Here is a 16,472-nt window from a genome sequence, read left to right on the forward strand (position 1 = left end):
AATGCGTTGGGCGACTTATTTCGCCGTGTTGGCGTCTGTCCTGAGTGTCGGCCTGGCCCTGGGCGTGAGCATGCCGCTGGTGTCGCTGCGGCTGGAGGGCTGGGGTTACGGTTCGTTCGCCATCGGCGTTATGGCCGCCATGCCGGCCGTTGGGGTGCTGGTCGGGGCCAAGGTATCGAGCCGACTGGCGGCGCGCTTCGGCACGGCGGCATTGATGCGCCTGTGCCTTTGGGGCGGGGCGCTGTCCATCGGGTTGCTGGCGCTGTTGCCCAGTTATCCGGTGTGGTTGCTGCTGCGGCTGTTGATCGGCGTGGTCCTGACGCTGGTGTTCATCCTTGGCGAGAGCTGGATCAATCAATTGGTCGTCGAACAATGGCGCGGCCGGTTGGTCGCGCTGTACGGCAGCAGCTATGCGTTGAGCCAACTGTCCGGTCCGTTGCTGCTCGGCGCCCTTGGGACCGACCACGACTATGGCTTCTGGGTGGGCGTCGGCCTGCTGCTGGTCTCGCCCTTATTGTTGCTTGGCCGTAGCGGGGCGCCCAGCAGTGAAGCCAGCAGTGTCACCTTCAAGGATCTCTGGGGCTTTTGCCGGGGCTTGCCGGCGATTGGCTGGGCCGTGTCGTTGTTCGCCGCCTTTGAAGCCATGATCCTGACGTTGCTGCCCGTCTATTGCTTGCGCCAGGGCTTCAGCGCCGATGTCGCGCTGGCGATGGTCAGCACAGTGGTGGTCGGCGATGCCTTGCTGCAATTGCCCATCGGTGCGCTGGCCGATCGCCTTTCGCGTCGCTCGCTGTTCACTGGCTGCGCGGTGGTCTTGATGTTGTCCAGCCTGGCAGTGCCGCTGCTGATCGACACGCTCTTCATCTGGCCGCTGTGGGTGCTGTTTGGTGCCAGCGCGGGAGGGCTGTTCACCTTGTCGCTGATTTTGATCGGCGAGCGTTATCGCGACGATGCGTTGGTCCGGGCCAACGCTCATATTGCCCAGCTTTGGGGCATTGGATGCCTGGTTGGACCTTTGTTGGCGGGGGCGGGCAGCCAATGGATCAGCGGGCACGCGCTGCCCCTGTTCATGGCTGCGGGGGCGTTCGGGTTGGTGATTCTGTTGTTGCGACAAGGCGCGTTCGGAGCGACACAGCCCGCCTGAAGTTAGAAGAGGCCGGCGACGAGGGAGCTTGCTCCCTCGCCACAAAGGCGGACTGCCAGAAAAGCAGTCAACCCTCAGAGCATGCTCTCAAGCCCGATCGTCGTGGCGAACCAGGCATTGAACCGGCGCCACCAACTGCCTGGCTCGCGGTCCAAGTCGTGTAGCTTGCCGTTGTCTTCGGTGGTCCATACCATTCTTCCCTCTTCAAGCCGCGCTTGATAACTCAGGGTCGGCGCCATCCCCTGTAACGCCAGCTCGCGCACCTGGTCGGCAAGCTCCGGGCTGTCCACCAGGACACCGACCTCGGTGTTCCACAGGACCGAACGCGGGTCGAAGTTGAACGAGCCGATGAAGGACTTCTGCCGGTCGAAGATGATCGCCTTGCTGTGCAGGCTGGAGTCCGACTCGCCGTAGGATTTGCTATAGAACAGATGTGGGCTGCTGCCATTGTCGCCCGGCTGTCGTCGCAGTTCGAACAGGCGCACGCCGTGCTGCAACAGGGCCTTGCGATACGGCGCGTAGCCGCCATGAACAGCGGGCACATCAGTGGCTTCCAGGGAGTTGGTCAGCAGGCTCACCGACACGCCGGCATCGGCGCGACTGGTCAGGTACACCAGGCCCGGCTGGCCGGGGACGAAGTAGGCCGAGATCATGATCAATTCCTTGCTCACTCCGGTCAGCTCCGGCCCCAGTTGCGTTGTCAGCAGCAATTGGGGGTCAGGCTCATCCCTTGACAGTACTTTGCTCGGCGCGTCCCACAATGCCTGGTTCCAGGCCCAGATCAATTGACTGCGCCAGGTGTCCAGGCGTGGCTGGGTCTTGTAGGTGGTCAGCTGTTGATACAGCGCCTGGTTTTCCTTGTGCGTCTGATCAAGGGACGCTTGCAGGCGCAAGCGGCTGTCGGCCAAGTCCTGGGCGGTGGGCCGATGGGACATGAACTGCTCGATGGGCTTGCTCAGGGCGCTGTTCCAATACTGGTCGAAGCTATGTCCCAGCTGCTCGGCCACCGGCCCGACGCCGAGCAGGTCGATGTCGGTGAAGTTCAGGTTGGGTTCGGCATCGAAATACTCATCCCCCAGGTTTCGGCCCCCGACGATCGCCATGCTGTTGTCCGCCAGCCAAAGCTTGTTGTGCATCCTTCGATGCTGCAACGACAGGTTGAACAGCCGCCCGAGGCCGCGGGTCACGCCGGTGGCGCGGCCAAGATGCAAAGGGTTGAACAGGCGGATCTGGACGTTGGGGTGGGCAGCGAGCGTCGCGATGGTCTCCTCTTGCCCGTCGCTGGTGGTGTCATCCAGCAAGATGCGCACGCGTACGCCCCGGTCGGCGGCCTTGAGCAACTCGTCCACCAGCATTCGCGTGCTGATCCCGTCATGGACGATGTAGTACTGCAAGTCCAGGCTGCTTTGAGCGTTGCGGATCAATTCGGCACGGGCGGTGAACGCCTCGGAGCTGTCCGACAGTAGACGAAAGCCCGAGCGGCCCTCGTGAAGAGCGGCTTGGGCCTGGACTGAGCGACCGAAGGTCGAATGCTCCGCCGCTAGCGCCTGGCTGGGCTCGCGAGTGATATCCAGGCTCGCGCAGCCGCAGAGAGTCGTGGCGAGCAACAGAGCGAAAGTCAGGGGAACGTGGGGTTTCAAGTCGAATCATCCCGGGTCGTTGCGAAGGAGTATGGCACGGCTTTTTGATCCGTCATGCCTGCGAGATGCGATGCCCCTTGGGTGTGGGACACCGCCTCCAAGGCCAAGAGAGCCACGCGTTTTGCTGAAAAACATGGCGCGTCGAGGAGCCTTTTCCTACAGAAAAATCCCATCTGGTAGGCAACGATACGCAGGCATTGCTGCCGGTGGCTGGTTTCCTTCCCTGATAGCCATCGCATGACTTCACTCCCTCCCATTCCACAGGTAAGTAATCATGAAAAAAATAATCCTGGCCAGCATGCTGGCTGCTGCTTCCACGCCCCTGATCGCCCAGGCGGCCAGTGTTGATTTGAATGTAACTGGCCGGGTCATTCCGACCTCCTGCGTTCCGGCATTTGCCGGTGGTAGCGATGTCAACCTAGGCCGGATTTTTTCGTCCACCCTGGCCCCCGATCGGCAGAACGATCTTCCTCAGCGGGACGTCAGCCTGCAAATCACCTGCTCCGCTCCGGCGGCCGTGGAAATTGCCGTGACTGACAACCGCGGTGCTTCCAAAGTGCCGGGCCTGTCCTTCAACGGAAGCCGAGGCGATGATCTGTATTACGGCCTGGGTAGCACCCAGGGGGTCGGCATCGGTGGTTTCGGTTTGTTGAGTGGCCAGCCTCGGGCCGACGGCGCTTTGCAGTCACTGCTGCTACGAACGGCGGCCAATCCGGGCTGGAGCGTGCCGACCAATGGTTTGGTGACCAATGCGCCAACGACTTACTCCTGGGGGGGTAGCCCGGCAGCCGGTCCCGCACCGGCTCGTCTTCACACCTTCCCGATGAAAGTCGCCGCGGTCATTCGCGCCACGTCCGAATTACCGGCCACCACCGATGACTTCGATCTCGACGGTTCGGTTACGTTCGATGTGTTTTATCTCTGACTCCTGGCGCATGACGACGCGTAATGCGCGTCTGAAGGGCCATCGATTCGCCTGAGGAGCCGTGCTCCTGCAGCTAGGTTTGATGCCGACGAGACGTGCCTGGCATGTCTCGGTCGGTGCCTCTGGAGATTCCCATGTTTGTTCGAAATTGCTCGCTGTGGACGAGTGCGATGGCAGCGCTGTGCCTGCCATTCATAGGCCTTGGCGCCCAGGCGGCCGGAATGGTCCCGGAAACGCCGGTTGTGATTGTCGACCAGGGCATAGGGGAGGCGACCCTGAATGTCAGGAATACGGACGATCAACCGGCATTGCTCTATAGCGCTGTCCTTGACCTTCCGGAGGACAAGGAACCGTTGCTCCTGGTCAACCCTCCCGTGGCTCGACTGGAACCCGGCCAGAGCCAGCAAGTGCGTTTTATCCTTCACAGTGCCGCTGTCTTGCAGACGGAGCGGCTCAAGCGCGTCGTGTTCGAGGGCATCAAAGCGCGTCCGGCGGCGAGCGGCGCACAAATCTCCATGGGCGTGCGCCAGAACATCCCGGTGATTATTCGTCCGGCTGGCCTGGCAACGGAGCGAATGCCTTGGAAACGGCTGGTCTGGAGCGCCAGGACCGGTGAGATAAGCGTGAGCAATCCCAGCCCCTATGTTGTGAGGCTGGCACGATCGGTGAGTCTGATTCCCGGTGGTGCAACACTGGATATCGGCCGTACCTATATCCTGCCGGGGGAAACGCTGGCGTTCGCCACGCCATCGAGCCTGGGCACACATGTCCGGTTGTTTCCAGCCACCACCTACGGGTTTGCCGCTGGTAGCCACGACGCACGCTTGAGCTTGCAGTAGTGGGCCTGGGTGTCTTCTGGCGGCCTGTCGGCAGCCTGGTCCTGATGTCGATTGCCTGGACCGAAGCCTCGGCACAGGCGTCCGATGAATTTGACCGTTCGGTGCTCGAAGCCCGGGGCATCGATCCGAATGTCGCCGAGTACTTTCGCAGCGCCGCGCGGTTTGCCGCAGGACGCAACCGCGTCTCCCTGAATGTCAATGGCGTACCTTCCGGGCAGATCTTCGTGACGTTCGATGACGAAGGGCAGTTGTGCGTCGATGCGAACTTGTTTGAGCACGTGGGAATCGCCGCGCCGTCGAACGTGAATCCAGGCGTTGATGAGGCGCAGTGCCTGTCTGCCGTACAAGCGTTGGCCGGCTTCAAGGTGCAGCTCGATCCGGGACAGAACCTGGTTTCATTGGTGGTGCCCGCCGACTTGCTGGCGACGCCAGGGCAGCGTCCCGGCGGCTGGGACTCCGGGGGGGTGGCAGGTGTGTGGAATTACGATGCTCTGGTCATCGACGGTTCCGCTGCGGGGCAGTCCAGCCACTATCGCAGCTTGGGCACTGAGCTGGGTTTCAATGCCGGAGATTGGGTCGTGCGCAGCCGCCAGAATTACACGTCGTTCCAGGGCGTGACGCGTTTCGAGACGCTGTACACCCAAGCATCCAAGACCTGGGAGCGGTTTGGCGCGCAGGTGCAGTTGGGCCAGTTGAACATGCGTTCCTCGTTGTTTTCCACGGGCCCGTTCACCGGGGTGCAAATCTTCCCGGAAACGGCGCTTTCCGCGGATGCGGGTGTGCTGGGCGCGGGATCCGAGGTCCAAGGGTTGGCCTATTCGACGGCCCGAGTCGAGGTCCGTCAGAGTGCCATCGTGATCTATACCACTTTGGTCCCCCCCGGGCCGTTCACCTTGCGCGACCTGCCGCTGATCAGTGATAGGTTGGATCTGGAAGTCAGCGTGTTCGAAGAAAGCGGTGAGCGTCGCGACTTTCATGTGCCTGCCGCGCAAGTGCGTCCCGCGAGACTAGGCACCCTGCCCAGTTATGGATTGGCGGCAGGCAGGATCCGGCAGATCGGGCGTGACCATGACACTCCGTCATTTTTTGCCGCCAGCCGGGACTGGCGATGGGGCCCGCGGACGCAGACGAGCGCAGGGTGGATGGGGGCCGACGATTACCAATCCATTGGATGGGGCGTTTCTCAAGCGCTGACCCCAGCGACCGTGCTGACCCTGCAGCAGCTCGGTTCACGCACGACACGAGGCATCGGCGGCCAAGAGATCCAGGCCACACTCAACACGACGCTGGGCGAGGGGCTATCGGTCGGTTTGACAGCGGGCCAGCGCAGCCCTGGGTTTCGATACTTGTCTGAGGCCGGGCGTGATGCCGTTGGAGGTGACCCGTTTGCCCGCGCGGCCAATCACTGGAGCCTATCGCTGAGGAGAGCGGATCCGGCTTGGGGTGCGCTGAGCGGATCATTGGCTCGGTATCAGGGCGGGGGTGGAAAAGCTCATTCGAGGGTCAGCGCGGCATGGTCGCGGGGTTTCGACTGGGCGACGTTTTCGCTGAGCCTTGAACACGACAGGTTTGAGCAAGCGGGTAGATCAGGTGCGTTCGTCAACGTGGGTGTGCCCCTGGGACGCAACCGAAGAATAAGCACTTCTGTACGTTACGATGATTCGAGAGGAGTGCGCAGTGGCGCACGTTATTCGGAGCAGGCCAGTGACAGCCTTGGCTATAGCATCGGTGCCGATCGCTTCGCCGACGACCGGAACGACTTCAACGCCAGGCTTAACGCCGTGCCCCGTTATACCAGCGCAGAACTGGGGTATTCCCGGAGCAGCGCCGGCGCGCGCCATTATGACCTGACGCTACGCGGGGGGTTGGCTTTGCACGACGAGGGCGTGACGCCTTCGCCGTATCCGCTGCGCGACACGTTTGGCCTGCTCAAAGTCGGCGACTACGCCGGAGTCAAGATTGGAACGCCCCAGGGGCCCGTCTGGACCGATGGAGCCGGGCGTGCGGTGGCGGCTGAACTGCCGCCTTACCAGGCGAGCCGTGTTGAAATCGACACGGTCAGCCTTCCTCGCAACATTGAGGTGCCAAATGGTTACCAAGAAGTGCGGGCAGCGCGCGGCGCTGTGCCGCGGCTCGACTTCCAGGCCGCCAGGGTTCGTCGCTTGTTGCTATACGTGCGCAACGAAGAGGGGGTACCCATGGCCAAGGGCCTTGGGGTTTACGACCACGCGGGTCAGTACTTGACGACGGTGGTCGACACGGGCCTGGTATATCTGGAGGATGCCCCTGTCGTGGCAAAACTCTCTATAGCGCTTGCCAATGAGCAAATCTGCCGCTTGGAAATCGATACTCGCCAGATGCCGGCATCCTCAGCGCCTATCGATCGTCTTGAGGTGGCTTGCCAGGTAGGCTGAGCGTGCCTGCACCGCCGATCATTCAGTGATCGATGAGCTTCATTGGACGTTGGCGACATCGCTCAACAGCTTGCTCGCGGCGGCACCCACCTTGCGTACAGCATCTTCGATTTGCGCCGTTGGCTTGGCAGCGTAGTTCATGCGCAGGCAATTACGGTATTTGCCAGATGCCGAGAAAATACTGCCGACCGCGATCTGGACCCCTTGGTCATGAAGCATGCGGTTGAGCTTCAGCGTATCGAAGCCTTCCGGCAACTCGACCCAGAGCATGAAGCTGCCACGAGGGCGGCTGGCGCGGGTGCCCTGGGGGAAATATCGGCTGACCCAGTCCATCATTACGTCGCGATTGCGCTGGTATTGCCCGCGCATGCGGCGTAAATGCGGCTCGAAATGACCAGCCTTGAGAAACTCGGCGATAGCGATCTGGGGCTGCGGCGCGGTAGATCCCGTGCTGATGTACTTCATGTGCAGCACCCGTTCCAGATAGCGACCGGGGGCAACCCAACCCACTCGCAGGCCCGGCGCCAAGGTCTTGGAAAAAGAACTGCAGAGCAGGACGCGCCCATCTTCGTCGAAAGACTTTATGGTGCGCGGACGCGGGTAGGTGTAGGCCAGTTCGCCATACACATCGTCTTCGATAATCGCCACATCAAAGCGCTGTGCCAAGGTCAGGAGGGCGCGTTTGTTGGCCTCGGGCATGATGTAACCCAACGGGTTATTGCAGCTCGGGGTCAACTGTATGGCCTTGATCGGCCATTGCTCCAACGCCAGTTCCAAAGCTTCCAGGCTGATGCCAGTGAGTGGGTCGGTGGGGATTTCCAGGGCTTTCATGCCCAGGCCCTTCAGCGTCTGCATGGCGCCATGGAAGCTGGGTGAATCCACCGCGACGATGTCACCTGGCTCGCAGGTGGCGCGGACGCTCACTGACAGCGCTTCGTGGCAGCCGGTAGTGACAATCAGGTCGTTGGCGCCCAGTTGGCAGCCGGAGTCCAAGGACAGCCGGGCGATCTGTTCCCGCAGTTCCAGGTTGCCGTAGATGTTGTCGTAATACAGGCCGGGCATGTCTTGCCGTCGGCTGATCTGCGCCAGGCTGCGAAGTAATGGCTTCATGGTTGGCGAATGGATATCCGGCATCCCGCGACCCAGCTGCACCACGTCTTTGCGCGGTACGGCGCGTATCAGTTCCAGCACTTGGTCCCATTGTGAAATGTCCACCGGGCGCTGGGCTGGACGGCCCACCGCCGGCAGGTCCGGCAGTTCCCGGCTGACCGGCACGAAATAGCCAGACTTGGGTTTCGGCATTGCCAGCCCGCTGTCCTCCAGCACGCGATAGGCCTGCTGGACCGTGCTCAGGCTGACCCCGTGTTCGGTGCTCAAGGCGCGCACCGACGGCAGCCGGTCACCGGGGCGGTAGAAGCCTTGTTCGATACGGGTGCCGAGCAGCTCGGCGAGGTTCACGTACAGCGTCATGGTGCGTTCTCAGTGAAGTGGGAAAGCGACAACCAATACAGTTGCGGCGCAAAACTTCGATTCAGTGCCGAAAACGCCGATTCTGTATGCTTATAAAAGACATCGCCTGAATCTGTATTGCTTTTGGCCGTCCGCGCATCATGAAAGCTCTGGCTACCCAAGTAAACAGGAGCGATCAAAAATGAACGGCTTGAGCGATGTACGGCTGACGTTACACAGTCAGGAACTGGCGGCTGGGCAGGAAAAGGAGCTGCGCAGCGGGGCTTTGCGCAATGCGCCAGCCGGCCTGAGTCGCTGGGGACTGTTCTGGCATCGTTTGCATACACGCAAAGCCCTGTTGGACATGTCGACCGAACAGTTGCGTGATATTGGACTGAGTCGGGAGCAGGCGCGGGCGGAAGGCTTGAAGCCGTTCTGGCGGATTTGAATCGATAAGAAACCTGTGGCGAGGGAGCAAGCTCCCTCGGCCCCTGTCACACCAGTTCTTTCAATCTATGCCACAACATCCCCAATGCCAGCAGTGGTGAGCGCAAATGTTTGCCCCCTGGGAATGTCATGTGCGGCACCTGTGCAAAAAGATCGAAGCCACCTCCTTGTTGCCCACTGATTGCTTCGGCCAGCAGTTTGCCCGCCAGGTGCGTGGCGTTTACGCCATGGCCCGAGTAGGCCTGGGCGTAATACACGTTCGGCTGATCCTTGAGGCGGCCGATCTGTGGCAAGCGGTTGGCGCCGATGCCGATCATCCCGCCCCATTGATAATCGATTTTCGCGTCCGCTAACTGAGGGAAAACCTTGAGCATTTTCGGACGCATATAGGCGCCGATGTCCTGCGGATCGCGCCCGGAATAATGACAAGCCCCGCCGAACAACAAGCGGCGATCCGCCGAAAGCCGGTAATAATCCAGCGCCACCCGCTGATCACAAACGGCCATGTTCTGCGGTAATAGCGCATGTGCCTGAGTTTCGCTCAACGGCTCGGTCGCGATGATGTAGCTGCCGGCCGGCAGCACTTTGCCGCTCAACTCCTGGTTCAAGCCATTGAGGTAGGCGTTGCAGCCCAGCACCAGGGTGTTGGCGCGGACGGAGCCGTGCTCGGTATGTACTTTTACTTGATGGCCATAGTCGATGCGGGTGACGGCTGATCGTTCGAACAGTCGAACTCCCAATTGCTGGGCCGCCGTGGCTTCTCCCAGCGCCAGGTTGAGCGGATGCAGGTGACCCGAACCCATGTCGACCAAGCCGCCAACGTAACGATCCGAGCCCACCACGTTGTGCATTTCGTCAGCGCGCAGCAGTCGGGTCTCGTAGCGGTAGCCCAGGCTGCGCAATTCTTCGGCGTCTTCGGCGAAGCCCTCGAGGTCGCCGGGTTTGTTCGCAAGGTCACAATAACCCCAGGTCAGGTCGCAAGAAATCTGAAAGCGCTCGACTCGTTGTCGGACGATTTCCACCGCCTCAAGCCCCATCAGTTTCATCTGACGGACGCCGTCGTTACCGACGACCGAAGCAAACTGGTCGAGGCCGTGCCCAACGCCGCGAATCAACTGGCCGCCGTTGCGTCCGCTGGCACCCCAGCCAATTTTATGTGCTTCGAGCAACACCACGCTCATCCCGCGCTCGGCCAGTTCGATGGCCGTGTTCAACCCGGAGAACCCGCCGCCGACCACACAGACGTCCGCGATCAGCTCGCCTTGCAACACCGGATGGTCCGGCTGCGGCAGGCTGCTGGCGGCGTAATAAGAGGCGGCGTGCGCGTGGCTCGGGACAGGTTGCTGAACACGGGCGTTCATGTGCGTAATCCTGATTGATGTGTTTGAGAAATTTTACGGAGCATAAGCCGTGCTTTCCTCCATCGGCAACTCTGGTCGGCTGACGCTGTCTGGCCTGCGCCTTTTGAGGCAGAATCCAAGGCTGTCCCGACCCGGTACTCGCCTCGATGAGCTGCAACAGCCAAAAAATCCGCACGCTGCGTCAGCAGATCCCTACGTTTGAGTGCGTGCCGGGCTGTCACGACTGCTGCGGCCCGGTGACCACCTCGCCCGAGGAAATGTCCCGGCTCCCGCGCAAGACCCGCGCCGAACAGGACGCCGCCATGGAAGCGCTCGATTGCGTGCACCTGGGGCCGAACGGTTGCACGGTCTACGACGAGCGGCCGTTGATCTGCCGTCTGTTCGGCACCACGGCGACCTTGCCATGTCCCAATGGTCGACGCCCGGTGGAGCTGATCCACCCGCGTGTCGAGAAGCAGATTCATGAGTACATGGCGAGTACCCGGCAGGTGTTGGTCTAGGCCTCTCAATCCGGGATCGGCAGGTTCAGGCTCTCCTTTACTTCTTCCATCACGATATAGCTCTTGGACTCACGCACGTGGGGCAGCTTGAGCAGGATGTCGCCCAGCAGCTTGCGGTACGAGGCCATCTCGGAAATCCGCGCCTTCACCAGATAATCGAAGTCGCCCGACACCAGGTGGCATTCCAGGACGTGTGGCAATTTCAGCACTGCGCGTCGGAATTCTTCGAAGGTATCGCCGGACTTGTAGTCGAGGCTGATCTCGACAAACACCAGCAGGCTGCCCTTCAGGTGCTGCGGATTGAGCCGGGCGTTGTAGCCCATGATGATGCCTTCGCGCTCCAGGCGCCGGACCCGCTCGGTACACGGCGTGGTGGAGAGACCGACCTTTTCGCCCAGTTCGGTGAAGGAAATCCGGCCGTCCGCCTGGAGGATGCGCAGAATGTTGCGGTCGATCTTGTCCAGCTCGCGCTTGGTCTGGGTATTGGTACGCACAGGTGATGCGCCTCCATGAAAAGGGTTTTTGCCGAGAATTCTCGCCAAATATAGGGATTTATATAGTGAAAAGCACTGGCTGATCTTTTTTACACTGCGCCCATCTAAGCTTTGTACAACAAACGTCAGCGGTCATCCGCGATGAGGATTCAACATGCGCGTTCTGGTCTTGGGTAGCGGCGTCATCGGTACCGTCAGTGCTTACTATCTGGCCCGTGCCGGGTTTGAAGTGGTGGTGGTCGACCGTCAGCCGGCGCCGGCCATGGAAACCAGCTTCGCCAACGCCGGCCAGGTGTCGCCGGGTTACGCCTCGCCGTGGGCCGCGCCCGGTGTGCCGCTCAAGGCCATCAAGTGGCTGTTGCAGCGTCACGCGCCGTTGGCGATCAAGGCCACTGCCGACATTGATCAATACCTGTGGATGGCGCAGATGCTGCGCAATTGCACTGCCAGCCGCTACGCAATCAACAAGGAGCGCATGGTCCGCCTGTCCGAGTACAGCCGTGACTGCCTGGACGAGTTGCGCGCCGAGACCGGCATTGCCTACGAGGGCCGCAGCCTGGGCACTACTCAACTGTTCCGCACCCAGGCCCAGCTCGATGGCGCGGCCAAGGACATCGCCGTGTTGAAGGAGTCTGGCGTGCCGTTCGAAGTCCTCGACCGCGCAGGCATCGCCCGGGTCGAGCCGGCGCTGGCCAACGTCACCGACATCCTCGCCGGTGCGCTGCGCCTGCCCAATGACCAGACCGGCGACTGCCAGATGTTCACCACCCGCCTGGCGGAAATGGCTGTCCAGCTCGGCGTGCAATTTCGGTTCGACCAGAATATCGAGCGCCTGGATTTCGCCGGTGACCGCATCAACGGCGTCTGGATCGACGGCAAGCTGGAAACAGCCGACCGCTACGTCCTGGCCTTGGGCAGCTACTCGCCACAGTTGCTCAAGCCCCTCGGTATCCGCGCGCCGGTGTATCCGCTCAAGGGCTATTCCCTGACCGTGCCGATTACCGACCCGGCGATGGCGCCGACCTCGACCATTCTCGATGAGACCTACAAGGTCGCGATCACCCGGTTCGACAATCGTATTCGCGTCGGCGGCATGGCCGAAATCGCTGGATTCGACCTTTCGCTGAACCCGCGTCGGCGCGAAACCCTGGAGATGATCGTCAACGACCTTTATCCTCGGGGCGGCGACCTGGCCCAGGCCAGTTTCTGGACTGGCCTGCGCCCAACTACACCGGACGGCACGCCTATCGTGGGCGCTACCCCGTTCAAGAATCTGTTCCTGAACACTGGCCACGGCACCCTCGGTTGGACCATGGCCTGTGGTTCCGGTCGCCTGCTGGCGGACCTGATGGCGAAGAAAAAGCCACAGATCAGCGCCGAAGGCCTCGACATTTCCCGTTATGGCAGCAAACCCCAGGAGTCCGCAAAACATGGCAATCCAGCGCCAGCTCACCAATGACTGCTTGAGTGTTTCGGCCGCGCTGCCCTGACAGCTGTCAAAACTCTCCCTCTCCCGGCGCTGTTGGTGGTTGATGCTGTCAGCCTGCGCCGGTTTTTTATCCATGACTGCCTAGAAGCGTGCCGCCATGCGTCCTGCCCGTGCCTTGATCGACCTCCAAGCCTTGCGTCATAACTATCAATTGGCCCGTGAAGTCACGGGGGCCAAAGCCCTTGCGGTGATCAAGGCCGACGCCTATGGGCACGGGGCGGTGCGCTGCGCCGAAGCCTTGCAGGAAACGGCCGACGGGTTTGCCGTGGCCTGTATCGAAGAGGCCCTGGAGCTGCGAGCGGGCGGTATTGGTGGACCGATCCTGCTGCTGGAAGGATTTTTCGAGGCCGATGAGCTTGCCTTGATCGTCGAACATGATTTGTGGTGCGTGGTGCATGCGTTGTGGCAACTCGAAGCGATCGAGCGCGCGACGCTGGGCAAGCCGATCACGGTCTGGCTCAAGCTCGATTCGGGTATGCATCGGGTCGGATTGCATCAGGACGAGTTTCAGCCGGCGTATCGTCGCCTCCTGGCCAGTGGAAACGTGGCGAAGATCGTATTGATGAGTCACTTCGCCCGTGCCGATGAACTGCATGACCCCAGCAGCCTGCAACAGTTAGCAGTATTCGAGCAGGCCCGCCAGGGCCTGATGGCAGAGGTCAGCCTGCGCAATTCTCCGGCGGTGCTGGGTTGGCCGCAGATCCCCAGCGACTGGGTGCGGCCCGGCATCATGCTGTACGGCGCAACGCCTTTCGAGGAGGCCAATGCCGTTGCTTCGCGCCTGCAGCCGGTCATGACGCTGGAGTCTAGAATCATCAGCGTGCGCGAGCTTCCCGTCGGCGAGCCCGTGGGTTATGGCGCACGCTTTGTCACGGCGCAACCGACACGCGTGGGCGTGGTCGCCATGGGCTACGCCGACGGCTACCCGCGCCAGGCGCCCAACGGCACGCCGGTGCTGGTGGACGGGCAGCGTAGCCAACTGGTCGGGCGGGTATCGATGGACATGCTGTGCGTGGACTTGACCCATATCCCCCAGGCCGGGCTCGGCTCCACGGTCGAGCTATGGGGCAAAAATGTCCTCGCCAGCGACGTGGCGATGGCTGCCGGCACGATTCCCTACCAGATATTCTGCAACCTGCGGCGGGTGCCAAGGCTCTATTCCAAGGGGTGAGGCTGAGCGCGATCTACCGAAAGTCGCTTCACCGCACAGGATTCGGGCCAAAGTGTTGTAAATACTGAACGCTGTCGCCATGATAACGTTCACTTTACACACAACCTGATTCCCTGGAGGCTCCAGCATTGGACGTCGGTGAACGACTGCAATCCATTCGTAAACTCAAAGGCCTTTCCCAGCGTGAACTCGCCAAGCGCGCGGGCGTCACCAACAGCACCATTTCGATGATCGAGAAAAACAGCGTGAGCCCCTCGATCAGCTCGCTGCGCAAGGTCCTTGGCGGGATTCCCATGTCCATGGTCGAGTTTTTCTCCGAAGAAATCCTCCAGGAGAAACCGACCCAGATCGTCTACAAAGCCAACGAACTGATCGACATCTCCGATGGCGCCGTGACCATGAAACTGGTGGGCCGGGCGCATCCGAGCCGGGCGATTGCGTTTTTGAACGAAATCTATCCGCCTGGCGCCGACACGGGCGACGAGATGCTCACCCACGAAGGCGAAGAAACCGGGATCCTGGTGGAAGGGCGGTTGGAATTGGTGGTGGGCGCCGAAACCTTCGTGCTCGAAGCCGGTGACAGCTACTATTTCGAAAGCACCAAGCCCCACCGCTTCCGTAACCCGTTCGACGTGCCGGCGCGACTGATCAGCGCAGCCACACCGGCCAATTTCTAGACCAAGAGGCGCCGAGCCCGCAGGGCAAAGGCGCTCGAAGGTTGGCCTGTCATGACAAACAAGACCCTTGCGACTTTGGGGTTGTTTCGGAGTGACAGGCTTACCGCTATACTTGCGCCCGCCTGCAAACCGTGGCCGCAGGCGTGACTAGCCACCATTGAGGGTGTACGCGTGAACCTAATTATGAAAATGCTGGCTGCACCAGCAACCGTATTGGCCCTATGGGCTGCGAGCGCTCAAGCGGCGCCCAACGATGACATCGCCAAGCGCCTTGAACCCGTCGGCCAGGTTTGCGTCCAGGGCAAGGAATGCAAGGGGATGGAAGTGGCTACAGCGGCGGGCGGTGCCGGCGGTGCCAAGGCGCCAAAAGACGTCATTGCCAAACATTGCAACGCTTGCCACGGTACTGGTCTGCTGGGCGCGCCGAAAATCGGTGACAAGGCAGCCTGGAAAGAACGCGCCGACCACCAGGGCGGTCTCGATGGCATCCTGGCCAAGGCCATCACGGGCGTCAACGCCATGCCGCCTAAAGGCACCTGCGCCGATTGCTCGGATGAAGAGCTCAAGGGCGCCATCAAAGAGATGTCTGGCCTGTAAAACGCCGGCATCGTGTCTAGTCCTGAAATAGGTTTACACCTGTTTCATCTCAAAGCGCCCGATGCACCGCATCGGGCGTTTTGTATTTCAGAGACAAATGAGGTCGCTTACGGTTATAAATTTCTATCGACTCCTCGACCATGCGCTTGGCTTGGGCAAGGTCTTTGGGACGGTGTAAAAGAAACTCCGTTTTCAGAATCCCATTCACCCGTTCCGCTAGGGCATTCTGGTAGCAGTCGTAGCCATCAGTCATCGAACACCTGACGCCGTGCTTGGCATGCAGCCTCTGGTAGAGATCAGAGCAGTATTGCGAGCCCCGATCAGAGTGATGTACCAGCGGCTGATTGCTTCTTCGATGCCGAAGGGCTTTGGTCATTGCCTGGATGACTGACTCGGTATGCAGGCTTTCATGCACATGATGGCCGACTATTTTGCGCGAAAACGCATCGGTGACCAGGCTCACATAAGCGACGCTTTGTTCGGTAGGCAAGTAGGTTATATCTGCTACCCATACCTGTTCAGGCCCCGTGGCAGTGACTTGGTCAGGGCCGGGTTTGAGCCGATTCGGATGTCGACGGAAGCGATGATGACTATCGGTAGTCTTGTGATAAGCGCGTTTGCGTAGGACCAGTTGTCGATGGTCTCGCAAGATATCGAACAACCGATCTCGACCTACCGTTCGCGTCAGTTCAGGTTCGGACTGCATGAGGCCATGCAGCTTGCGGGTGCCCAACCGGGGCATTTCAAGGCGTGTCTCCAGCACAAACCCCAGCACCTTTTGCGCGTGGCTAGCTTGCGCGTCGTAAGCTCGATTGCGCTTGTAATACGCCTGCCGTGAGATGCCCAAAAACTGGCAAGCCCTGGTAACACTCAGGCCTTCGATTTGCCCTTGGCTGAGGACCTGCCGGATCGCTTTTTTACGACAGAAACACCGTAATCGTTCTTCAGCACGTCAACGACAGCTTCAAAAAATTGGGCTTTCTGGTTGGCAAGGGCCAGCTTTTCTTCCAGCTCCTTGATTCGCTGCTCTGGTGTCAGCGGCAAATTTGGCTCGGCCATCGGTCGATTCCTCTGGGCACGAATGGAGGCGCCTTGGCTCCAGTCCTGCCTTCCATGCTTGCGTAACCACACCAACACAGTCGACCGACCCTGAATCCCATAACGCCGTTGAGCCTCTTTATAACTCAGTTCGCCCTTTTCAACTTGATCGACGACCGCCAATTTAAAGCCCAGCGTGTAATCACGCTGACTGCGCCTTTTTCCTGATTCCATTGGTTCCTCCTGAGGATAGGTCAGAAGGTGTAAACCTTATTCAGGACGAGACA

The 16,472-nt window shown here is 60.7% G+C and carries 15 protein-coding genes; 10 read left to right on the top strand and 5 right to left on the bottom strand.

What is annotated here, in order from left to right; genetic code table 11:
• The first annotated feature begins 1 nt into the window (after window position 1).
• Window positions 2-1,144, top strand: a complete 1,143-nt coding sequence (locus tag ACLK1G_RS21005) for an MFS transporter (RefSeq protein WP_420767163.1) — start codon at window positions 2-4, stop codon at window positions 1,142-1,144.
• 74 nt (window positions 1,145-1,218) lie between these two features.
• Here ACLK1G_RS21005 and ACLK1G_RS21010 read toward each other — a convergent pair whose 3' ends face one another.
• Complete coding sequence (locus ACLK1G_RS21010) at window positions 1,219-2,784, bottom strand: phospholipase D family protein (protein ID WP_420767164.1); 1,566 nt, start codon at window positions 2,782-2,784, stop codon at window positions 1,219-1,221.
• A 274-nt stretch (window positions 2,785-3,058) separates the two neighbouring features.
• On the opposite strand from ACLK1G_RS21010, the gene ACLK1G_RS21015 reads away from it, so the two are divergent.
• The 3 genes from ACLK1G_RS21015 (at window position 3,059) to ACLK1G_RS21025 (ending at window position 6,962) form a co-directional block, all read left to right on the top strand.
• Window positions 3,059-3,709, top strand: a complete 651-nt coding sequence (locus ACLK1G_RS21015; RefSeq protein ID WP_420767165.1) for a DUF1120 domain-containing protein — start codon at window positions 3,059-3,061, stop codon at window positions 3,707-3,709.
• Window positions 3,710-3,843: 134 nt separating this feature from the next.
• Window positions 3,844-4,548, top strand: a complete 705-nt coding sequence (locus ACLK1G_RS21020) for a fimbria/pilus chaperone family protein (protein ID WP_420767166.1) — start codon at window positions 3,844-3,846, stop codon at window positions 4,546-4,548.
• Window positions 4,548-6,962: a fimbria/pilus outer membrane usher protein gene (locus ACLK1G_RS21025; RefSeq protein ID WP_420767167.1), complete on the top strand. Its 2,415-nt coding sequence runs from the start codon at window positions 4,548-4,550 to the stop codon at window positions 6,960-6,962. The genes ACLK1G_RS21020 and ACLK1G_RS21025 overlap by 1 nt, the downstream gene beginning before the upstream one ends.
• Before the next feature lie 39 nt (window positions 6,963-7,001).
• On the opposite strand, the gene ACLK1G_RS21030 is transcribed toward ACLK1G_RS21025, so the two are convergent.
• Window positions 7,002-8,432 carry an aminotransferase-like domain-containing protein gene (locus ACLK1G_RS21030; RefSeq protein ID WP_420767168.1) on the bottom strand — a complete coding sequence of 477 codons (1,431 nt, stop codon included), beginning with the start codon at window positions 8,430-8,432 and terminating at the stop codon, window positions 7,002-7,004.
• Between the two features lie 181 nt (window positions 8,433-8,613).
• Here ACLK1G_RS21030 and ACLK1G_RS21035 point away from each other — a divergent pair, with 181 nt between their 5' ends.
• On the top strand, window positions 8,614-8,859 hold the full coding sequence (locus ACLK1G_RS21035; protein WP_420767169.1) for a DUF1127 domain-containing protein: 246 nt from the start codon (window positions 8,614-8,616) through the stop codon (window positions 8,857-8,859).
• 46 nt (window positions 8,860-8,905) lie between these two features.
• Here the strand turns inward: ACLK1G_RS21035 and ACLK1G_RS21040 are convergent, their stop codons facing one another.
• A complete protein-coding gene (locus ACLK1G_RS21040; protein ID WP_420767170.1) occupies window positions 8,906-10,219 on the bottom strand; it encodes an NAD(P)/FAD-dependent oxidoreductase in 1,314 nt (437 codons plus the stop codon).
• A 146-nt stretch (window positions 10,220-10,365) separates the two neighbouring features.
• Here ACLK1G_RS21040 and ACLK1G_RS21045 point away from each other — a divergent pair, with 146 nt between their 5' ends.
• Window positions 10,366-10,719, top strand: coding sequence for a YkgJ family cysteine cluster protein (locus tag ACLK1G_RS21045; RefSeq protein ID WP_420767171.1), 354 nt, complete (start codon window positions 10,366-10,368; stop codon window positions 10,717-10,719).
• Window positions 10,720-10,724: 5 nt separating this feature from the next.
• Here ACLK1G_RS21045 and ACLK1G_RS21050 read toward each other — a convergent pair whose 3' ends face one another.
• Window positions 10,725-11,213, bottom strand: a complete 489-nt coding sequence (locus ACLK1G_RS21050; protein ID WP_003206849.1) for an Lrp/AsnC ligand binding domain-containing protein — start codon at window positions 11,211-11,213, stop codon at window positions 10,725-10,727.
• 154 nt (window positions 11,214-11,367) lie between these two features.
• Between ACLK1G_RS21050 and dadA the strand changes: the two genes are divergently transcribed.
• The 4 genes from dadA (at window position 11,368) to ACLK1G_RS21070 (ending at window position 15,147) form a co-directional block, all read left to right on the top strand.
• On the top strand, window positions 11,368-12,672 hold the full coding sequence (gene dadA, locus ACLK1G_RS21055) for a D-amino acid dehydrogenase (protein ID WP_420767172.1): 1,305 nt from the start codon (window positions 11,368-11,370) through the stop codon (window positions 12,670-12,672).
• Window positions 12,673-12,799: 127 nt separating this feature from the next.
• A complete protein-coding gene (alr, locus tag ACLK1G_RS21060; protein WP_420767173.1) occupies window positions 12,800-13,873 on the top strand; it encodes an alanine racemase in 1,074 nt (357 codons plus the stop codon).
• Window positions 13,874-14,001: 128 nt separating this feature from the next.
• Window positions 14,002-14,550 (top strand): cupin domain-containing protein, encoded by a 549-nt coding sequence (locus tag ACLK1G_RS21065; RefSeq protein ID WP_030138196.1) that lies wholly within the window; start codon window positions 14,002-14,004, stop codon window positions 14,548-14,550.
• 183 nt (window positions 14,551-14,733) lie between these two features.
• Window positions 14,734-15,147, top strand: a complete 414-nt coding sequence (locus ACLK1G_RS21070; protein ID WP_420767177.1) for a c-type cytochrome — start codon at window positions 14,734-14,736, stop codon at window positions 15,145-15,147.
• 49 nt (window positions 15,148-15,196) lie between these two features.
• Here the strand turns inward: ACLK1G_RS21070 and ACLK1G_RS21075 are convergent.
• Window positions 15,197-16,419, bottom strand: a protein-coding gene (locus ACLK1G_RS21075) for an IS3 family transposase (RefSeq protein WP_420765165.1) whose coding sequence is annotated in 2 segments (ribosomal slippage) — window positions 15,197-16,068 and window positions 16,068-16,419 — 1,224 coding nt in all. Because the reading frame shifts where the segments join, the coding sequence is not laid out codon by codon here.
• Between the last annotated feature and the right edge of the window lie 53 nt (window positions 16,420-16,472).

The organism is Pseudomonas algeriensis, assembly GCF_048847255.1.
In the GTDB taxonomy this organism is placed as follows: domain Bacteria; phylum Pseudomonadota; class Gammaproteobacteria; order Pseudomonadales; family Pseudomonadaceae; genus Aquipseudomonas.

Excerpts from the sequence above, each read along its gene's own strand:
- ACLK1G_RS21005 (WP_420767163.1), top strand. The coding sequence starts at position 2 with ATGCGTTGGGCGACTTATTTCGCCGTGTTGGCGTCTGTCCTGAGTGTC.
- ACLK1G_RS21015 (WP_420767165.1), top strand. The coding sequence starts at position 3,059 with ATGAAAAAAATAATCCTGGCCAGCATGCTGGCTGCTGCTTCCACGCCC.
- ACLK1G_RS21020 (WP_420767166.1), top strand. The coding sequence starts at position 3,844 with ATGTTTGTTCGAAATTGCTCGCTGTGGACGAGTGCGATGGCAGCGCTG.
- ACLK1G_RS21030 (WP_420767168.1), bottom strand. The coding sequence starts at position 8,432 with ATGACGCTGTACGTGAACCTCGCCGAGCTGCTCGGCACCCGTATCGAA.
- ACLK1G_RS21035 (WP_420767169.1), top strand. The coding sequence starts at position 8,614 with ATGAACGGCTTGAGCGATGTACGGCTGACGTTACACAGTCAGGAACTG.
- ACLK1G_RS21040 (WP_420767170.1), bottom strand. The coding sequence starts at position 10,219 with ATGAACGCCCGTGTTCAGCAACCTGTCCCGAGCCACGCGCACGCCGCC.
- ACLK1G_RS21045 (WP_420767171.1), top strand. The coding sequence starts at position 10,366 with ATGAGCTGCAACAGCCAAAAAATCCGCACGCTGCGTCAGCAGATCCCT.
- dadA (WP_420767172.1), top strand. The coding sequence starts at position 11,368 with ATGCGCGTTCTGGTCTTGGGTAGCGGCGTCATCGGTACCGTCAGTGCT.
- alr (WP_420767173.1), top strand. The coding sequence starts at position 12,800 with ATGCGTCCTGCCCGTGCCTTGATCGACCTCCAAGCCTTGCGTCATAAC.
- ACLK1G_RS21070 (WP_420767177.1), top strand. The coding sequence starts at position 14,734 with ATGAAAATGCTGGCTGCACCAGCAACCGTATTGGCCCTATGGGCTGCG.